At 47.5% G+C, this 19,973-nt stretch carries 14 protein-coding genes and 5 pseudogenes; 8 read left to right on the top strand and 11 right to left on the bottom strand.

Annotated elements, in window-relative coordinates; genetic code table 11:
* Position 1: 1 nt before the first annotated feature.
* The 9 genes and pseudogenes from gspG to F7Q90_RS07980 form a co-directional block, all read right to left on the bottom strand.
* On the bottom strand, positions 2-445 hold the full coding sequence (gene gspG, locus F7Q90_RS08035; RefSeq protein WP_006122115.1) for a type II secretion system major pseudopilin GspG: 444 nt from the start codon (positions 443-445) through the stop codon (positions 2-4).
* 22 nt (positions 446-467) lie between these two features.
* Positions 468-1,667: a type II secretion system inner membrane protein GspF gene (gspF, locus tag F7Q90_RS08030; RefSeq protein ID WP_006122114.1), complete on the bottom strand. Its 1,200-nt coding sequence runs from the start codon at positions 1,665-1,667 to the stop codon at positions 468-470.
* Positions 1,657-3,138, bottom strand: coding sequence for a type II secretion system ATPase GspE (gspE, locus tag F7Q90_RS08025; protein WP_044243231.1), 1,482 nt, complete (start codon positions 3,136-3,138; stop codon positions 1,657-1,659). Before gspE ends, gspF begins: the two co-directional genes overlap by 11 nt.
* Positions 3,138-5,324 carry a type II secretion system secretin GspD gene (gspD, locus tag F7Q90_RS08020; RefSeq protein WP_237166152.1) on the bottom strand — a complete coding sequence of 729 codons (2,187 nt, stop codon included), beginning with the start codon at positions 5,322-5,324 and terminating at the stop codon, positions 3,138-3,140. Before gspD ends, gspE begins: the two co-directional genes overlap by 1 nt.
* A 39-nt stretch (positions 5,325-5,363) precedes the next feature.
* A complete protein-coding gene (locus F7Q90_RS08015) occupies positions 5,364-5,870 on the bottom strand; it encodes a type II secretion system protein N (protein WP_167387071.1) in 507 nt (168 codons plus the stop codon).
* A 1,604-nt stretch (positions 5,871-7,474) separates the two neighbouring features.
* Positions 7,475-7,777 (bottom strand): hypothetical protein, encoded by a 303-nt coding sequence (locus F7Q90_RS08000; protein WP_141119414.1) that lies wholly within the window; start codon positions 7,775-7,777, stop codon positions 7,475-7,477.
* 99 nt (positions 7,778-7,876) lie between these two features.
* The gene (locus tag F7Q90_RS07995) at positions 7,877-8,227 is read right to left on the bottom strand and encodes a hypothetical protein (RefSeq protein WP_141119413.1); all 351 of its coding nucleotides are present in this window, start codon (positions 8,225-8,227) and stop codon (positions 7,877-7,879) included.
* A 929-nt stretch (positions 8,228-9,156) separates the two neighbouring features.
* Positions 9,157-10,273: pseudogene (locus F7Q90_RS27610) on the bottom strand (FliC/FljB family flagellin).
* A 688-nt stretch (positions 10,274-10,961) separates the two neighbouring features.
* Positions 10,962-11,174 carry a DNA polymerase III subunit theta gene (locus F7Q90_RS07980; RefSeq protein ID WP_006122186.1) on the bottom strand — a complete coding sequence of 71 codons (213 nt, stop codon included), beginning with the start codon at positions 11,172-11,174 and terminating at the stop codon, positions 10,962-10,964.
* A 60-nt stretch (positions 11,175-11,234) separates the two neighbouring features.
* On the opposite strand from F7Q90_RS07980, the pseudogene F7Q90_RS27825 reads away from it, so the two are divergent.
* The 5 genes and pseudogenes from F7Q90_RS27825 (at position 11,235) to F7Q90_RS07950 (ending at position 16,809) form a co-directional block, all read left to right on the top strand.
* Positions 11,235-12,082: pseudogene (locus tag F7Q90_RS27825) on the top strand (SOS response-associated peptidase family protein).
* A 51-nt stretch (positions 12,083-12,133) separates the two neighbouring features.
* Positions 12,134-12,337, top strand: a pseudogene (locus F7Q90_RS07965) (Hha/YmoA family nucleoid-associated regulatory protein).
* A gap of 377 nt (positions 12,338-12,714) precedes the next feature.
* A complete protein-coding gene (locus F7Q90_RS07960) occupies positions 12,715-13,581 on the top strand; it encodes a RepB family plasmid replication initiator protein (protein WP_006122185.1) in 867 nt (288 codons plus the stop codon).
* A 1,036-nt stretch (positions 13,582-14,617) separates the two neighbouring features.
* The gene (locus F7Q90_RS07955) at positions 14,618-15,826 is read left to right on the top strand and encodes an AAA family ATPase (RefSeq protein WP_082999279.1); all 1,209 of its coding nucleotides are present in this window, start codon (positions 14,618-14,620) and stop codon (positions 15,824-15,826) included.
* Positions 15,823-16,809, top strand: coding sequence for a ParB/RepB/Spo0J family partition protein (locus tag F7Q90_RS07950; RefSeq protein ID WP_006122183.1), 987 nt, complete (start codon positions 15,823-15,825; stop codon positions 16,807-16,809). The genes F7Q90_RS07955 and F7Q90_RS07950 overlap by 4 nt, the downstream gene beginning before the upstream one ends.
* 19 nt (positions 16,810-16,828) lie before the next feature.
* On the opposite strand, the pseudogene F7Q90_RS07945 reads toward F7Q90_RS07950, so the two are convergent.
* Positions 16,829-17,164, bottom strand: a pseudogene (locus F7Q90_RS07945) (transposase); the annotation flags it as partial.
* 397 nt (positions 17,165-17,561) lie between these two features.
* Here F7Q90_RS07945 and F7Q90_RS07940 point away from each other — a divergent pair.
* The 3 genes and pseudogenes from F7Q90_RS07940 to F7Q90_RS07930 all read left to right on the top strand — a co-directional run.
* Positions 17,562-18,293 (top strand): DsbA family protein, encoded by a 732-nt coding sequence (locus tag F7Q90_RS07940; RefSeq protein WP_052310164.1) that lies wholly within the window; start codon positions 17,562-17,564, stop codon positions 18,291-18,293.
* Positions 18,294-18,386: 93 nt separating this feature from the next.
* A complete protein-coding gene (locus F7Q90_RS07935; protein ID WP_006122181.1) occupies positions 18,387-18,722 on the top strand; it encodes a thioredoxin domain-containing protein in 336 nt (111 codons plus the stop codon).
* A gap of 1 nt (position 18,723) precedes the next feature.
* A pseudogene (locus tag F7Q90_RS07930) lies at positions 18,724-18,837 on the top strand (IS5/IS1182 family transposase); the annotation flags it as partial.
* A 294-nt stretch (positions 18,838-19,131) separates the two neighbouring features.
* Here the strand turns inward: F7Q90_RS07930 and F7Q90_RS07925 are convergent.
* On the bottom strand, positions 19,132-19,842 hold the full coding sequence (locus tag F7Q90_RS07925; RefSeq protein WP_052310163.1) for a hypothetical protein: 711 nt from the start codon (positions 19,840-19,842) through the stop codon (positions 19,132-19,134).
* Between the last annotated feature and the right edge of the window lie 131 nt (positions 19,843-19,973).

The following is a 19,973-nucleotide window of genomic DNA, read 5'->3' as shown; positions in this document are numbered from 1 at the left end:
CCTAGCGTGACTCCGCGGCCCAGTTGCCGATATCGTCTTCTGTATCTTCTTTACCGTCCGCTCCGATGGAGTAAACGTCGATGCTGCCGTGCTTGCCCGGATTAAGCAGCTGATAATCGTGACCCCACGGATCTTTGGGCAGGTGCTTGATATAGCCGCCATCGTCATAGTGGGCCGGGAGCGGCTCGTCTACCGGCTTTTTCACCAGCGCCTGCAGCCCCTGCTCGGTGGTGGGGTAGCGATTGTTATCGAGATGGTACATTTCCAGCGAACTCTCCAGCATACTGATATCGGCCTTCGCCTTCTGCTGGTCGGCTTTGGCCTTGCTGCCCATAATGTTGGGTATAACCAGCATCGCCATCAGTCCTATAATCACAATTACTACCATCACTTCGAGCAGTGTGAAACCTTTTTGTCCGCGACGCAGATAGCGCGAATGTGCCATACAGAGTGCTCCTGTTAGGTCGTTATCCAACCATGGTATTGAGTTGAAGAATCGGTTGCAGAATCGACATGATGATGAACAGCACTGCCGAGGCCATCACGATGATCAACGACTGTTCAAAAATGCCCAGCGACAGCGTCAGTCGGTGGTTGAGGATCTCGTCCTGCAGAGCGGCGGCGTGCTCCAGCATCTGGTTCAGCTCGCCGCTGCGCTCGCCGGCGGCGATCATGTGGTTCATCATCGGTGAAAACAGGCGAGTGGCGGACAGCGCCTGGTGCAAGCTTTTGCCTTCATATACCTGCTCACAGGCGTCAGTCAGCTGCTGGCGAGCATAGCTGTTGGCCAGCACACGGGCTGCGATGCGCATCGAATCCAGCAGCGGCACAGCGCTGGCAGTAAGAATGGAGAGCGTTTTGGCGTAGCGCGCAGCATTGCTCTCCCGCGCCAGCCGACCGACGATGGGAATCCTGAGCATCCGCCGGTGAACGCACAGCATATTTTCCGGCTTTCGCAGAGACCAGCGCCAGGCCATCAGGCCGCCCACCAGAACCGCCGCCACTGGAACACCGAAGTCGCGAATGGAGTCGCTGAGGGTCAGCAGCAGACGGGTAGTCCACGGCAACTCAACTTTCATCTGGATAAACTGGCTCATTACCTGCGGCACCACCGAAGTGAGCAGAATGGTCACGACGCCGATGGTCACCAGCGTCAGCACCGCAGGGTAGAGAAGTACCTGCGCCAGCTTGTTCTTCATGATCTGACGCTTTTCGATGTACTGTGCGAGACGCAGCAGAACCTCGTTAAGATAGCCGCTGGCTTCACCGGCGGCCACCATTGCGCAGTAAAAGCGCTCGAAGATGTGGGGAAAGCTGAGCAGCGCCTGCTCGAAGCTCAGGCCGGAGACGACCATCTCCCGCAACTGCTGGACCACGTGGGCCACTGCGGGCTTTTCCGACTGATGAGCCACCGCGTGAAGCGCTTCGTCCAGCGGCATCGACGAGGCGACCATGGTCGCTAGCTGGCGGGTCATAAGCGACAGATCGGTATCGTTTATGCGCAGCCGACTGCAGCGCAGGCCGGTGGCGTTTTTCCGCTGCCGGGCAGCAAGCAGGGTCATTTTTTTCTCGCGCAGCAGGTCGCGCAGGTGTGATTCCGAATTCGCCTCAAGGATGCCGCGGATCTCCTGTCCCTGCGCGTCGGAGGCCAGAAAGCTATATCTCATTGCCTTCAACCTCGTCGGTGGCGCGCAGCACCTCTTCAACGCTGGTGGCGCCAACCAGAATCTTGGCAAAGCCGTCCATGCGCAGCGACATGAAATTGTCGCTCAGTGCCACCAGCTCCACCTCGTTGACCTTCTGATGCACCATGCTGCGCATGGCGCTGTTGAGCACCAGAAGTTCGTGAAGCGAGGTGCGCCCCCGGTAGCCCGAGTGATGGCAGTGTTCACAGCCGCCGGGTGCCCACGCCGCGAGGCCATCGCGCCAAGGGACACCCAGCAACTGGCACTCTTCTTTGAGCAGGGTCACCGGACGGCGGCAGTGCTTGCACAACAGCCGCACCAGCCGCTGAGCCAGCACGCCGCCCAGCGAGCCGGATAGCAAAAAAGGCTCTACTCCCATGTCCTGCAGGCGGGTGATTGCTCCCACGGAGGTGTTGGTGTGCAGGGTCGCAAGCACCATGTGGCCGGTCAGGGAGGCCTGCACCGCAATTTGCGCCGTTTCGCGATCGCGAATTTCGCCAATCAGAATCACGTCAGGATCTTGGCGCAGAATGGCCCGGAGCCCGTTAGCAAAAGTCATCTCAACTTTCGGATTAACTTGGGTCTGGGATATGCCGGCGATGTCGTACTCCACCGGATCTTCGATGGTCATGATATTGCGCTCGGCGCGGTTGAGCGCCGAGATAACCGCATACAGCGTGGTGCTTTTCCCGGATCCGGTGGGGCCGGTGACCAGAAAGATGCCGTTAGGGCGGTTTGCAAGCGTCATTACCCGATTGCACAACACCTCTGACATTCCCAAGTGGGAAAGCGATAGCGGCACCACATTTTTATCCAGCAGACGCATTACCACCCGCTCACCGTGGCTACAGGGGATCACCGAGACGCGCACATCGATAGCTTGATGGCCAAGGCGCAGACTGATACGCCCGTCCTGCGGTGTACGTTTTTCTGCGATGTCCAGCTTGGACATCACCTTAATGCGTGAAACCAGCATAGAGGCTAGCCGCCGCTCGGGCTCCAGCATTTTTTGCAGCACGCCATCGATACGAAAACGCACCGCGATGACCTGCCCGAACGGCTCAATATGCACGTCCGACGCGCGCTCTTTGATCGCTTGGCTGAGAATGGCGTTAATCAGCCGGACTATGGGCGCATCGCTGCCTTCGTTCATCAGCTCTTCGTGGTTCGGCATGGCGTCTGCCAGCTGGTACATATCCAGCTCGCTGCCCAGCTCGGCCATCACTTCGCTGACGCAAGAGCTGCTATGCTGAAAGCGCGCAATCAGTCGGCTGGAGAAACTCTCATCGTCCAGATGCAACAGTGGCGTTTCGCACCCCATGATGCGCATCACACTCATCAGCGCTAGAGGGGTGACACCGGGGCGGCAGAACAGCGAGGGGGCACCATCCTGCTCGCCTAGCAATATTCCCTGCTGCTGCGACCACTCGAGACTGAGCCGTTTCCCCTTCATTATTCAGCTACTTCCCGGGCGAATTCGGCAATATTGCTCTGGATGTAAGCGATCGACTCACGGCTACTTGCGCCCCTGCCGGAGAAGCGCGATTCTAACGATTTCACCAGATCGGGGTTGTCTTTCCGCTGTTCTTCCTTAAAGCTGTCATACTGATCGGCGGTTAAATCGTTATAGCGATCCTGAACGCGAATAATGTGCGGGCGAATGAACAGCATCAGGTTGCGTTTGGTGTCATTGTGGGAGGTATAACGGAACAGGCCGCCGATCCACGGAATGTCCCCCAGCAGCGGCACTTTACTGACTCGGTTGTTCTGTTCCTTGTCCAGCAGGCCACCGATCACCACGGTCTCGCCGTTTTCAACCTGCACCACGTTGTTGACGGTGCGGATATTAAAGACAGCGCCCAGCTTGCTGTCAATGTTGGCGGTGCTGGCATCGGTCAGGCTGGATATCTCCTGGCTGATGTACAGCTGTACCGTGTTGCCTTGGTCAATCATCGAGCGAATTTTAAACTTGAACCCCACCGTGCGGCGTTCAACGGTGTTGAAGATGTTATCGCTGTTTGTGGTTCGAGAGCCGGTTAGGATCGGAATGTCCTGGCCGACGTTGAACTCTGCCTGGCGGTTGTCGAGGGTTACGATGCTCGGTGTAGCCAGAATGTTATTGTGCTTGTTGCTCTCCAGTGCGCTGAACAGAGAACCCCAGTTGCCGTGATAGAAACCAGCCACCAGCCCGCCGGAGTCCTTCAGCGCCGAGGCAATCGGCTGGTTTTCGCCAAAGCCGTTAGCCGCCTTGGTGGTGCGGTCAGAGCTGCCGTCGCTGTTATAGCCGAAGCCGCCCCCCCGGGAGTTGAACCACGAAACGCCGAGATTCAGGCCATCGGCATCCTGTATTTCAACAATGATTGCTTCCACCAGCACCTGATTGCGCCGGATGTCCAGCTTGTTTATTATGGACTCGATCTGACGCATCTCCTCTTCGGGGGCGTGAACCACCAGCGCGTTATTGGCTTTATCCGCTTGCACACTGGCCCCTTTAAATATCGGACTACCATTGTTGAGTGAAGAGCCGTAGTCGCTGCTGGACTCTGTGCTGTTGTTGGACAGGAGTTGGTTCTGCTCACCGAAGTTATTGCCGCTATCGTTCTGAGCATGATCACCATCGCCGCTGCCAGTGTCATTGACCACGTCACCTGCGTTTTGTACATTGCTATCGCTGCTCGTTCCTCCGCCGGAAGAAAGGAGTTTTGCCATATCTACCGCATCGGCGTATTTCAGGAAGAAAACTTTGGAATTGTCCTCCGCGTTGGCGACCTTATCCAGCCGGGCAATAATGCTGCGTACCGCCTGGCGCGCCTTATCGGTGCCATTGACCAGCAGCACTTTTTCCTGATCCTCCGCCACCACTTTCGGACGCGAGAATTCGCTGTCGGTGCTGCTGTCGGCGCTGCTGTCGGCACTATTGCTGTAGATATCGGTGACCGCTTTTTTAATGACGGAAGGTTTAGTATTGCGAACCGGAATAATGTCGACCGAGGTTCGGCTGCTGCTGTTTTTATCGAGATCCAACACGATGGCCTCAAGTGCCCGTACTTCATCGGCACGGCCAGTTATCAGCAGCGAGTTGCCTGGCTTATAGTAGCGAACGCTGCCCACGCCCATGTTGTTGTTGAACTTGTCGAGGATCGGCGCAAGCGAATCGCCTGAGAGGTTTTGCATCGGCACGACGCGGACCACGATGTCCGCGCCGTTGAGTTTTTTTTGCTGCGCTGTCAGAGCCGCACGCTGGCCCTTTTCAGAAGGCACCACTTTCAGAATGTTATCGCTGTTGGTAATTACTGTATAGCCGTACACCTCCAGCACGTTGAGGAAAAATTGATAGTACTGATCGGCCGTGAGCTGCTCGTAGCTGTGCACCGAGACTTCGCCTTGCACCTGCGAATCAATGATAATGGTTTTATGCAGGTTTTTACTGACAATATTGATGAACTCGCGAATATCGGTATTTTTAAACGCCGCCGTAAAGCGCGGAGTAACCACACTGTTTTCTGTGTTATCTTGCGAGGACTCGATCGCCATGGAGGCAGCAGCAGCTTCATTGCAAGCAAAATGCGTAAATAAAAAACATGAATAAAAGACAACGGATAAAAGACCGCTATTCTTTGAAAATATAATCTTTTCCATAAAAATCATATATTCTTATACTGAGCTTATGTATTGAATTCACTCGACAAAAATTAACGCAGTGCAGTGACCATCTTTTCTGATTATCACCCGATCCGAGAGGATCCTAACAATTTTTTCACCACTGCTGTTAAAAGTGTCACCTTGGCTAAATAACTGCTGATGTCCAGAAATGTCGATGACGACGACTGAAAAACGTACCTGTGTACTTATTACCACTGCGCGTACTCTGGCAATGCTCTCTGCTCTCGGTACAGTGAAATAGAATGTATCCGGTTCAGCGATGCGGCAAGCTACTGGCTTGTCGTTACCACTGGGTTTGATTGCCGGTGTTGCTTTGATGCCAAACAGCTGCATCTGCGTAATGTGATTGATGTCCTGCACCATCGGCCAACGCTTCTCATGCATGGTTAAGGCTGAAAGATTCTTGGAAGTTGTCCGTAAAACTGATTCACTGATGCACGTTAAAACAAACAAAAAAGAAGCCAGCGAAATAATAAAAAAAACTTTTCTTTCAAAAAGTATTAGCCATGTAAAACGTACCATATACTGTATAGACCTGTCGTGACTTAGATTAAGTGTTGTTGTACACATATAGTTTCACGTAGGCTTGTGCTAATTTTCTTTCCAGCTGCAATAGTAAGATGTTTATCCTCTGCGACCATTGCCACTTTATTATCTATACCCCAAGCTATTTACCCAACGTCAAGTTTTGCTAATTCTAACAATTCTGAGTATCGTAGCACTTCTTGACTTATTTTTAAGCAGACCACTCCACTCCCAGTGAATTCCATGTTTATGTGTATCGGTAAGTTTTTTCAGTCTCTCTTGAAAAGAGCATATGAAGACTATCGTCTTCTGTAAGATTTGCTTGATATCTCTTCAACAAATTAGCACCATGCATAAGATATATTATTGAGATTGGCTTTCAATTCAGCTGCTTTCTGGTCTTCATAAAAGAATAATTCAAGGAAAATACTAAACAATCCACTTACAGGTAGCGCTGCTGGCAATTCAAGCCCCCCTTTGATTGCTGCAAGTAGGAAGGTACCGCACATAAAATAAATAGTGAAGAGAGAGATTACTATAAAGGGCATAATGAGTAAGCTCCGCCGGATTAAAAATTAAAAACTGACATTAATGTACACCACGAAAGGTAACCATAGTGTGATTATTTTGTTTACAAAATGTAAATACCGAGAGCCATTGCAAATTTTGGTAATGTATCCAATTAGTTGAGTCGGCGGGCCGCTTACGGGCGACAGGGATTTCGCAGGGGTCAGGAGGGCTTTGTTGAATAAATGGATTTTATGCTGTGGTACTATGAAAACGGTTGTTTCAGATAACATAAAATCAATGCGTTACATGCTTGCGTATGACGGTGTTCTGTCTGGCATCAGCGTTTTCTACCAAAACAGTGCAGACAAAACAGAATGATTACCTATTATTCAACAAAGCCTTTATTCGTGTGAAATATAATGCGGCTGAGATATTTTTAGGTAGCTCCCGCTGACGCGGGCCCCGAAACCAGCCATTTTAGTTACAGCATACATTCATTCACTGTAAACAGCACCGGCGCAGTCCTGCACCCTGAGTGCCCCTCCGGGCAGAGACCGGAGCCGGACCTGATAACCCATCGCCCCCACTGACCAGCCGCCGCCGCCCGGCCCGAAGGGCCGGAACTGCAGTTGCTGATTAATGGGTGTTGTAACTAATGGCTCTGGTGTTGCTGTGGGTAGTATCGCTTCAGGGTACAGTGAACACGCCCCTAAGCGGCCCTCGCGGCCCGCTGACGCGGAGATACGCCCCGACTGCGGCTTACGCCTTGTCGTGGCCACTCCGACGGCGTACAGTGACTTTCGTGTGGCGGAAAGCGGGTTTGGCTTTGCAGGGCGAAGTGACCGACAGGCAGAACCTTTCATAACGTAACCGGCTCCGCCGGGCTCACGGCCTCAGCGCCGTCCTGAACGATTTCTGGCGCCTCCATGCCGCTTAAGCGGCATTCTGATTAGGGGCAGTTTGGATATCGAAACTTATTGTAAGTTAAGGCTATTTTTTGTGCTTTTCAACATTAACTGATCTGGGTTCTCAACCAGAAAACCAGAGTCACAATGATAATTGTGACTCTGTAAAGTCCCATACGCACTATATTATAAATATTTTTGCCATGGCCCTGGCGATAAATCTCCACTAATTTCATGAGCGGGAACGATGCTTATTGCGCTTGGCCTAATGGTTTCCTTTCTTAAATGGACTTCATCAAGATAGATAGCACCATTGGTATCCTCAGCAAGAGACTCTAAGGTGGAGTGTTTTTTATCTAATGGTTCTCCCAAAAAATCATTCAGTCCTTTTTCATTCTTATAAAAATTATCTTTTAATGATACACCGGCTTTGTTGAATAAATGGATTTTATGCTGTGGTACTATGAAAACGGTTGTTTCAGATAACATAAAATCAATGCATTACATGCTTGCGTATGACGGTGTTCTGTCTGGCATCAGCGTTTTCTACCAAAACAGTGCAGACAAAACAGAATGATTACCTATTATTCAACAAAGCCATATTGCAGTATAATCTTTTGATGCTTTAAACCCATTTTTTAATACTGTTTCTGGTGGGGAGTTATCTACTCTATAAAAATAATCACTTTTTCCATTAAACCCTTGCAGCCCATTATCAATAATTTTGCTTTCTGTGTAAGGTGAAACATAATCATTAGCTTCTAATTTTTTAAAACTTTTAGACCACTCGGGGAATCTACCGGTATCGCTGACTGACATGGCAAAGGTTCCTTCCGTGTAAAGCTGACTTCCTTCAGGGAATTCGTATTTTGATAGTATCTCAAGACCGCTTTCCTGCCGGAGTTTCTCCACAGCCAGATAATGCGCCTGTTCAGGCACAGAAAGACGGGTATTTTTCCCGGGGGCAGGAGCGGGCCTGTTCTGTACCGTCGGGCTTTGTTGAATAATAGGTAATCATTCTGTTTTGTCTGCACTGTTTTGGTAGAAAACGCTGATGCCAGACAGAACACCGTCATACGCAAGCATGTAATGCATTGATTTTATGTTATCTGAAACAACCGTTTTCATAGTACCACAGCATAAAATCCATTTATTCAACAAAGCCTCAACGGAGATCAATATTGCAAAAATGATAGATAAATCCTATTAATTATTAATTTAACAATTAGTTTTGACAATTTAAGCATGGGTATAAAATTATTAAGACATTGAATGTCATCATTTTATTTTAAAATCAAATTTTTTAATCACGTTATTCGCCCCTTTAAAATGAAAAACCCTGAACATGATTCATTAACCAGCCAGCCCCAGTTGAATACCACGGTTTAAATATTGCGTTAAATGTTAAATGTTAAATGTTAAATTTTTTGTTTGAGTGTTAAATTTTTGAATGCTATTTTTCGTTTTTACAGCCTCGCTGTGTTGTTAATTCCGTTCACCGACCATTCTACTGTTTTTTTAAGAGCCACAATCATCCTGTCAGGGCCTGATGTTAAATCCGGTCTAAACGATGTTGTCTGGTCTATAAATATGTCGATTCACTCCGTGTTTACCTCCCTGACAGGAAGCTCAGAGAAAAAAGAGGGATAGCAGAAAATCCGCAACATGGTCAGCGAAAATTTTCAGGATAAAGATAGCTTTACGGAGAATAAGCGAATATGCCGGAATCGGCAGTATAGCAATTTATGGCAGGTTCCCTGCCTTAAGGGATTAATTGCTGCACTGGCGCAAGCAACGGATATTTTTAAACAGGGCCGTCAGAAACTCTCTTACCGGCCCTGTGCTTATCCACTCCGTGCACTGAATGCTTAACGCAAAAGGGAGAGCATCGTCTGCGGGATCTGGTTAGCCTGCACCAGTACAGATGCAGCGGCCTGCTGCAGGATTTGCGCGCGTGACATGTTCGACACTTCCGTCGCGTAATCCGCATCTTGAATACGGCTACGTGCAGCGGTCAGGTTGGCCACGGTGTTATTGTTGCTGCTGATTATCGACTCAAACCGGTTCTGGGATGCCCCGAGCAGGCTGCGCTGACTGTCGACATCCTCAAGGCTTTGTTGAATAAATGGATTTTATGCTGTGGTACTATGAAAACGGTTGTTTCAGATAACATAAAATCAATGCGTTACATGCTTGCGTATGACGGTGTTCTGTCTGGCATCAGCGTTTTCTACCAAAACAGTGCAGACAAAACAGAATGATTACCTATTATTCAACAAAGCCTCGACAACCCTGATTGCTTTGTCAATGTCGGCCAGGGGGGTGGTGCTGGATGCCGTTCCACCGCTTCCCCCGGTAACCACGCCTTTTAACACGTCGAAACCAATGGCGGAGGTACTACGGGAGATACCGTTGACACTCTGACCTGACGAAGAGGCGGTGTTCTGGGTGGTGCCGGACTGTGCGGCGCCAGCCAGGTTGAAACTGTCGCTCGCAGTCACAGTAATACCGACAGTGTCCCCGTCATTCGCGCCAATCTGGAAATTATAGGTGGTGCTGCCGGAACCGGTATTCAGGACTTTAATGCCGTTAAAATCGGTCTGCTTCGTAACGCGGTCAATTTCCTGCATACGCAGGTTAACCTCAGCCTGAATAGAGTCGATATCTGACGCTGAGTTTGAGCTGTTCTGCGCCTGAACGGTCAGGTCACGGACACGCTGCAGGTTGTTGTTCACTTCAGTCAGGGCACCTTCTGCCGTCTGCGCCAGTGAAATACCGTCGTTGGCGTTGCGGGAGGCCACGTTCAGGCCGTTAATTTTCGAGGTAAAGCGGTTGGCAATCGCCTGGCCCGCCGCATCGTCTTTCGCGCCGTTGATGCGCAGTCCGGAGGACAGGTGTTCAATCGCCGTACCCAGCGCGTTCTGTGCTCTGGACAGGTTATTCTGGGTTATCAGGGATAAGTATGTTTGTGTTAATCACGGCCATAAAATTTTTCCTTAATTTTGAATGGGTCCGGGTTTTAATTCGTCAGTAAATGACAGATATATATCGGCGCTGAATTTAAAAACCTGAGCAGGCAACAATCTATGTTTTTTTCAAACAGGCCTTCCAGGCCAGCAGCTGCCGGGCCTGTTTTTCCGGACATGCTCAGAGTTCTCACAAAAATTTAAAGCTTTCAGCTGTCTGCCTCAGTAATAAGGGCATTTAGGGTATACCTACCGTCATTCTTTTCTCAGTATCACCACGTCCAGCGCAAACACCTTCGTGTAGGCCTCCGTCGACTTGAAGCTTTTGTACCCCAGCATGCTCTGCTGCGCCTTTGGGTGGATACCAGCTACAGCATGTGCGGCGTAGCTGTGCCTTAAGCTGCGTGGGTTTACCAGCACGGAAAACGACGCGCCGTCGGCCGCCGCCGCACTGATAGCTTTCCCGCTCCAGGTCCGTACGGTGTGGCCGGTGACGTTCCACAGCTGACTTTTTACATGCGGCCTTTGTCCGGACTCCAGCGCTCTGCAGGGATGCGCAGCTTGTCAACCATCATCTCCATCTGGGCGATATATTGGGGATCGGACAGCGAAACCAGCAGGTGAGGCACGACGCCGGCGGGCGTTTTTCCGGGATCGCGGGCGGCTTTATGCCCGCGCTGCTAGCAGGTATTTGGGCAGGTCATCTATCAAGGCTGCCGCCGGCTGCTGGAACAGGAGGGCAGAATCATGGTCAGCCGCTCTCTAAAGTAGTCTCTCAGTTCTTCAGGCTGCTGATGCTCTACCTGGGCAGGAATGACCGGCAGATTAAGTCTCTCCCGGTAAGCGACCCCTGACGCGGCTAGGTCCACATTAATTTTATCCCGTTCGGCCTTTTCTCTGGCGGCCAGATTATGTGACATGGTAACTCCTCCTGAAATCAGTATACCGCACTATCCTTATTCATAACGATGGAGGTCGTTATGTTTGGACGGTTTGCGCATTACAGCTGCAGAGACGAGCATTTTGAAGCCGCAGGTATCTTACCGGAAGAACTGCCTTTCGACAGAGAACCCTTGGGGCGGTACAACATTGCGCCCGGAACGCGCGTGATGCTGCTGAATTAGCGGGAAGGGCAGCTTCATTTTGAGCCGGTATTCTGGGGCTACAAGCCGGACTGGTGGCACAAAGCCATGCTGATTAACTCCAGAGGGGAAACGGTTGCCTCCGGCAAAATGTTCAGGCCGCTGTGGCAGCACGGCAGGGCTGTCGTGCCGGCAAATGGCTGGTTTGAGGGAGCCCTGACGGATGAAGGCAAACAGCCGTATTTTATCTTCCACTGGGCTTTGTTGAATAAATGGATTTTATGCTGTGGTACTATGAAAACGGTTGTTTCAGATAACATAAAATCAATGCGTTACATGCTTGCGTATGACGGTGTTCTGTCTGGCATCAGCGTTTTCTACCAAAACAGTGCAGACAAAACAGAATGATTACCTATTATTCAACAAAGCCCTTCCACTGCTCACGACAGCCGCTTTTCTTCGCGGCGATTGGCAAAGCACCATTTGGTCAGGACCATGGCCATGAGGGATTTGTCATTGTGACGGCCCAAAGTAATAAGGGAATGGTCGATATCCATGACAGGCTGTCGCTGGTAATGCAGCCTGATAGCGTAAGAGAATGGCTGAGCGAAGACACCAGTTCAGCAAGAGCCAGCGAAACAGCGCATAAGTGCGCTCTTCCAGAAAGCGATTTTGATTGGCATAAAATAGATAATGCAGTAGGAAATATACATAACCAAGGAAAGGTGCTGACAGAGCCGATTTGAATGTGTTTACGTGCCATCCGGTTTTAATGTTTATTGATTTCATTGGGAAAAATGAACAAAACTGACTGGCTCTTGAGATTTCTCCGCTGTCGTTCAGCGGAGACGCTTGAAACTGTGTATGAACATCTGATGTATTCAGATCACACAGAGTAACAATATGAAATTACCCGTGCCTACGATCACCGTAAGGCGGAACTGGCCACAGGCAAGCTGTATGACCGTGTTCCTGCTCACGTGTGGAAATTCGTTGAGTGAACCCGTCACAGAAGCTTTTCATCAGAAACTGGCTCAGCGAATACAAATTTTTTGTGTTCGTTGAGCCAGTTGAACAAGCCGAAGGCGCGTTAGTAGAGACGCTCGCTTATCCACATGTGCACAGGCTCGATCCAATAAACATTCCAGTAAGATCCTTATAGTTCCAAATAGATCCCGGTATCTCTCAGGCCTTGTAGTGACTGACTTCAAGCCAGTTTCAGATGTGTGCTGGTGGGATTAACATGTGTGCTGGCGGGATTAACATGTGTGCTGGTAGGCTGGTAATGTGTGCTGGCGGGATGTAATGTGTGCGCTGTTGGGATCGAGGTGATCTTTACTCACAGTAAGATCCTGTGACTACTAAGTGAGATAATTATATGAAAGATGAGTCATTTATCGTTGATGCACTTTACAGTGACATGATCAGTAAAGACAAACAACTCACAGTTAATTCCAGCAACACCGTTCAGCCTGTAGCACTTATGCGCCTCGGTGTTTTTGTACCTAAACCCACGAAGTCTCATGGCGAAAACAATGTTGTGGATGCATCTGAATTATTCTCTCAGTTAGAGATAGTACGGGCTGAGGGATACGATCACATTAACATTTCTGGACCACGTCTCAATATGGACAACGATTTTAAGGTCTGGATTGGGGTTATTTATGCATTCAGTAAATATGGTCTGGCATCAAACAAGATCGAACTGAAGTTTACTGAGTTTGCCAAAGGGTGTGGATTTTCTGCTAAACGAATTGACGCCCGTCTGCGGCTTACTATTCACGAGTCCTTAGGAAAATTACGCAATAAATCAATCTCTTTTAAGCGCGGTAGTGATGCGAGGGGAAGTTATCAAACAGGCCTTCTGAAGACGGGCTATTTTGATGCTCAAAGAGATATTGTTCAGCTGGAGGCTGATGAAAAACTATGGGAGTTGTTCCAGTTAGACTACAGAGTCCTTTTGCAGCACCACGCCATTAAAGCACTTCCAAAGAAGGAAGCCGCTCAGGCTATCTATACTTTTATTGAAAGTCTTCCTGCCAACCCGATTCCTGTCAGTTTCTCAAGACTGCGTGAGCGCCTTTCTCTGAGCAGTTCTGTCAGTGAACAAAACCGTACGATCAAAAAGGCGCTTGAGCAGTTACAGAACATCGGTTATCTGGAATTTTCACTCGTTCGTAAAGCTCGCGAAAACTTTGTTATCATCCATAAACGTAACCCTAAGCTGAAACCTTCCGACATTTAAATGTTTGCTGTTGGGAAAAATACGTGTTCGTCAAGGCAGTGTCCGGCTCTGAAGCAACTTCGCAGCCGGTGCACCTGCCAGAACATATGTTCGATCATTCAGCTGGGAGATTCCCCCACCAGCACACATTTTCGTACCTTAAGCACACAATTGCTACCCGTCAGCACACATAGCAGTACCGGTTGCTTCACAGTTATTTTCCTTCAGGACAAGTCTCAGTTATCAGCAGCCTGCCAGCACACATATAATTGTGATGATAATGCATGTGAAGTGCCCTCCAGCACACACGTTTGGGTGTGCTAAACCCGTCAGCACACATCAAGCATTTGATTACTTCGCCTGTCCCCCATCAGCGCACATAATTTCAGGAATATATCCGTGGGACATGTAGTCACGTATTTTAGCGCAGAGAGCAGAACCACCCCGCTAGCACACATATCCAGCTTGTTGGTTAAGAAATGGTTTGCCCTGCCATATGTCTGTTGTCTAGGCCTGATTAGTTCCGGCTGTATCGATACCCTTAAAAAAAAGGATACTGGTCATTCTGTCTGATCATGTATACAAAACAGGTTCCCCGCCAAGACACATATTTGTTCATTACTTATCCATCACTCCTATAGCGCACATGTTTGAGGAAGGGGATATAACATCCCTTCAGCACACATCTTTATCTGAATAATTAACGTAACCTCAATCCTGTGAACCCAGTAATGATAAATGAGGTAGTATTCCCTTTCACTGAGCTTTGCAGACAATACATATGGGAATTTCAATCTGAAATTGAAGAGTAAATATCAATAAAATCAAATGCATGATTCATTATTGATTTAGGGTGGGTTTTTGTCAGCTTGTATTCACCTGATGAAATTTTTTTGAATTTTTTCCTTACATGGATGACTTTTGAATGATAGGCTAAATAAAACTGTCAGTTGAAACATTCTCCGTTTGTACAAAACTTTTATGTTTTAACGAAATAAGTTGAACTGACCTTTTTCAGATGTACAATCAGTTTCAAAATTGACAACGGAACGGTTAAATGAAAAGTCATTACGGTGGTGTGGACGAGACGGCCCGCAGAGCGAGCGCGATGCTGCGCAGCATGAGCGACGATATTTCAGTCAGAAGAAATGAGTTTGGTCTTGATCAGTACTATCAGACGTTCACGCGCAATTCCGTGGCTAACCTTCCCAAACTCAGCCGCCGTGCCGTTGAGCAAGCTATCGAAGAAATGGAATCGCAGGGACATGTTTTTGGTAAAAAAGATGCCGGTAACACCCGGCATTACGCCCTGACCATTCAGGACGTTGTCGATATCTATGCTCACCGTAAAGTGCCTAAATATCGTGATGTGCACGCGGGGGATGGGCCTTTTGTTATTTTTGTTGTGAACCTTAAAGGCGGTGTATCGAAAACCGTCAGTACGGTGACTCTGGCGCATGGCCTGCGAGTTCATCAGGATCTTCTTCAGCACGATCTTCGTATTCTGGTTGTTGATCTCGATCCCCAGGCCTCAAGTACTATGTTTCTTAGCCAGGAAAACAGCATAGGTTCCATAATGGAAACTGCTGCACAGGCAATGCTTAACGATCTGGATGCTGACCAGCTCAGAGAGGACATCATTAAACCCACCATTATCACCGGTGTTGATGTTATTCCTGCTTCTATTGACGATGGTTTTATTGCAAGTCAGTGGAATGATCTTGTCAGAGAGCATTTGCCTGACCGGCTTCCCTCTGAAGTGTTGCGCCAGACGATTATTGATCGTGTCGGCTCAGATTACGATTTCATATTTATTGATACTGGTCCTCATCTCGATGCCTTTATGTTGAATGCTCTCGCTGCTAGTGACCTGCTGCTCACGCCCACACCGCCCGCACAGGTTGATTTTCACTCAACCCTTAAGTACCTCACGCGGCTGCCTGAAATGATTGAGCAGCTTGAGGAAGAGGGCATCACGCCGCGGATAAAGGGAAATATTGGCTTTATGTCGAAAATGACCTCGAAGCGGGATCATGAAATGACACACGGCCTCGCCCGTGATGTTTTTACTTCTTACATTCTTGACGCGACATTTCCCAGGCTTGACGGGTTTGAACGCTGCGGCGAGAGCTTTGACACCATTGTGAGTGCCGATCCTAGTTCCTATCCGGGAAGCGCCGAGGCGCTAAAGAAAGCGAAGCGTGAGGCGGAGCGTTTCACTCAGGCTGTGTTTAAAAGGATTGAATTCATCAGAGGTGTGAAATGAAAAAAGAAATGGTCAAGCTGGGCCGGCAGTTGGGTAATTCCAGTTTTTCAAAAATGATGAACGAGTCAGACAGCGAGCGTGTGTTTACTCTCAAGTCCGGTGCTCAGGCTCGGTTTGTCCTGACCAAGATACTGCATGACGAAATCGAAACGCAGACGTTCGTTGATGCTACGGTAAACGGCCGTGACCAAGCATTTCTGACGCGCGAATCGGTCAGTGATATTTCCCGGACCATTCGGCTTCAGCAGTTCTTTCCTGCCATCGGACGTGAGGTTAATGGTCGAACTGAGATACTGGATGGTTCACGACGTCGCGCCGCCTGCCTTTACAACGGAACCGCGTTTGAGGTGCTGGTGACGCGTGATGCGTTGTCACTCTCCGATGCCAGACAACTGGCCGTGGACATTCAGACAGCTAAAGAGCATACACTGCGTGAACTCGGAAAACGCCTCAGGCTCATGTATCCGGAAGACATGAATCAGTCAGAGATAGCCGCTGCAGAAGGGCTGTCTGCCGCCAAGGTGACCCGGGCTTTTCAGGCTGCCGCGGTGCCTGATGAAATCATCGCGGTTTTTCCCTCTGTCAGCGAGCTTTCCATCAGTGACTACCGGGCCCTGCTGGAGATGACGGATAAAGCACGGGCAAGACAAATTAGAATTGACGTCTTGGTTGATTGCGTCCGCAGCCGGATGGAAGAGGATGCTTCTCATGATATTACCGAGCCCGCTTATAAGAACCGGATAATCAGCTATTTTCGTGCTGAAAGCGAAGGACCCCGCAAAGCTGCGGGCAGCAAAAAAATCGTGACAGAGAAGCTGGCGGTGTTTACGGATAAAAAGCAGTTCGCCCGAAAAAAAACTAATGCTGATAAACGTCTTGTCACTTATGAATTCTCTCGTCTTTCCGCGGCCTGTCAGGCTGAGCTTGATGCCGCCGTCCGGGGTGTCATTGATCGCATGACGATTAAGTCTGTGAACGACTAAATAACTGATCCTAATACCGCTACACTTTAGCCAGCCCATGTTTTCCCCCGGGGAATGGGCTGACGGTATTCATAAAGTGATGGACCTTTTTCAACAGTTGCCACATTGAACTGCACTGGTGATTTCGGGTTATTGTCTCATGAAGCGCCTGCCACAACCGTTCGACATGATTGACCCACGGCGAGTAAATCGGCTGGTAAATGACCCTGAACTTTGGGTTTGCTTTCAGCCAGCGCAACGTTTCACGGCTTTTGTGGATGATGTAGTTATCTACAATGAGCGTAATCGTTTTTGCACGCCGGTATGTCGCCTTCAGATGTTTTAACAGTCTGATAAATAAGGATGAACCTTTACTGGCTTTGTTGAATAATAGGTAATCATTCTGTTTTGTCTGCACTGTTTTGGTAGAAAACGCTGATGCCAGACAGAACACCGTCATACGCAAGCATGTAATGCATTGATTTTATGTTATCTGAAACAACCGTTTTCATAGTACCACAGCATAAAATCCATTTATTCAACAAAGCCCCTATAAAGCAGAAGATTAAACAAATGATAAACGATTAAAAATATGAGTTTACTTAAAAGTATGCTGGATACAAAATGTACCATATGAACTTTTGGATACTGTAAGTTCCTGTTTTTATAATCCTGACCACTGTGACTACGTATTACAGGTTCAGGAATTGCTTAGAAAAGTAAAAAAATTGGTTAAAGTCAGCTTTTTTAAATTTAAAAGGATTTGTATGTAAATGAAAATAAAAGCCTTTTTTGGTATTGTACTGCTAAATTTATTAACTCTTTCAGCGCAGGCCAACACCACAACGCAATTGGAATCATCAGGCGTGACAGACCAGGATATGAGAATAATGCGGGAGGCGGAAAAATACCTTAAATCAAGGCCTTATCTGATAAAAGAAGTAATTAAAGATGAAGCACAACTTCTTCAAGACAAAAGTTCACCATCGTATGGCCCCATTGGAGCAGAAGTAACAATAGTTGATTTCTTTGACTATCAGTGTAGCTTCTGCTCTCGGATGGCTCATGAGCTTGAACAAATACGTCAAAACAATCCTAATATACGGATAGTATATAAAGAGTGGCCGATATTTAAAGAGCGCTGGGAAAACTCTCTTATAGCTGCCCGGACAGGATTAAATATCTGGAACCAACTCGGTTCGGATGCATATCTGGCATGGCATATGGGTATTTTTTCTACGGGCCACATTGAGGGACTACTCACAGTTAATGATATCAATAAAGTATCAGAATCTGTCGGTTATAAATCTGAGTATTTATTCAATGTAGAGGAAGAGATGAATAATACAGATAAACTGGCACGAAAGTTAGGTTTTACTGGTACGCCAGCTATTATCATAATGCCAACCCAAGGGGTAAATGCAGATAACCTAACGGTAATTCCTGGTTATGTAAATTCAGGCGTAATAAAGGCTGCGGTTATAAAAGCAACAACTAAAGGATAGCATTGAAAATTATAATCAGGAAGCAGGTAATATTAGTTAAAGAAATGGAGAAAAGATGTTAAATAAAAAAATACTGTTCTTGCCGCGTTACTTTTGAACAGCCTGATTACCGGAGTTGCAACTGGCGCTGATCAAGCCACTCCCGCGTATACACCTCAGTTAGATGCGCACATAGTTGAAGTCGCAAAAAATTACCTTATATCTCACCCAGAGATACTTATTGAAGTCAGTGAAAAACTTCAGCAAGAGCAGCTAAAGCAACAAACTAAAGCAATCGGTCAGGCAACACTGCGATATCGCGATTTGCTTTTGAACGACATAGACACTCCTTCATATGGCCCCCTTGATGCAAAGGTTGCGTTAGTAGAATTTTTTGACTATCAATGTGTAGTCTGTGCGGCTTTGTTGAATAAATCGAACTTTTGCTGAGTTGCAGGATCAGATCACGCATAATCCTGATAATGCAGGCAGTTACGTGGCTAAGCAGAAATTCAAAATCACCAACTGGTGCAACTACAACAAGGCCCTGATTAATCGTGGCTCCGGCTTTGTTGAATAATAGGTAATCATTCTGTTTTGTCTGCACTGTTTTGGTAGAAAACGCTGATGCCAGACAGAACACCGTCATACGCAAGCATGTAATGCATTGATTTTATGTTATCTGAAACAACCGTTTTCATAGTACCACAGCATAAAATCCATTTATTCAACAAAGCCGTATTGGTGCTATGATCGACATTGCTCAGTCCGGCTGGTGATTTGGGATATTCAGCGATTGATCAGATCGCATAAACCGGACTGAGTTCCCTCTAAGTGATCTACTATTCCGAGCAGTTATTTAGCTTAATAGATATCTTCTCGCAATTTTATCCAGCATAACACCAAACTCAACAGGAGAAATGAATCCTTTGTCTTTACATATTTCTCCCACTTCACATGAAATCTTTTTTTCAGCGTATTGCTTAAAAAAATCCTGTTGGTTTTTGTTTAAAAAAAAACGAGGAAACTTTCGTTGAGCGGATGAAATAACTGCAGTTACAAATGGATTTGCTCCAGCCCCATTTGGAATAAAGGTATCATTATTATCTATTTTACCTTCGAGACCCGCTTGCAGAGCGGCTTCTCCAGCAGCCTTCAGATAACCTGAAATGTCAATGTCTTTTGAAATCATTTTTTTGCAGAAGAAATCCTTTTTATTGCTATATACTGAAGCCAGCACAGCGTCAAACGTCTGTTTGGCGTAAACAGGATCTTCTTTTGCCTTTCCAGGTAAATCTAACTCTATTAACTTTTTAGTGATGAAATCCATCGTAACTTTAGAGTTAATTACGTTATTCCTAATGTTACTGTAGAATGGTTTTATATTATTTAAATTATCTTTGCATGATGCTCGTCTGAATAAAAACACTTTAAGTCTGGCGCTGCTATTTACAATGCCCTTCAACACATTAATAAAACTGGATTTATTGTTTCTCTTATTTTTAGAGTCAGTTGCTTTTATCTCGAAGTGCATTCTATTCGTTTGCTGAAATGATGTAATCTTAGTCATGGTTACTCTCCATTTTATTTGAGATAAATGTATAATAAATAGCGCGCCGACTATATCAAAAAACGGGCTTTGTTGAATAAATGGATTTTATGCTGTGGTACTATGAAAACGGTTGTTTCAGATAACATAAA

The organism is Pantoea stewartii subsp. stewartii (genome assembly GCF_008801695.1).
GTDB lineage: Bacteria > Pseudomonadota > Gammaproteobacteria > Enterobacterales > Enterobacteriaceae > Pantoea > Pantoea stewartii.
The sequence above is the reverse complement of the archived record's forward strand: the minus strand, read 5'-3'. Positions and strand labels throughout refer to the sequence as shown.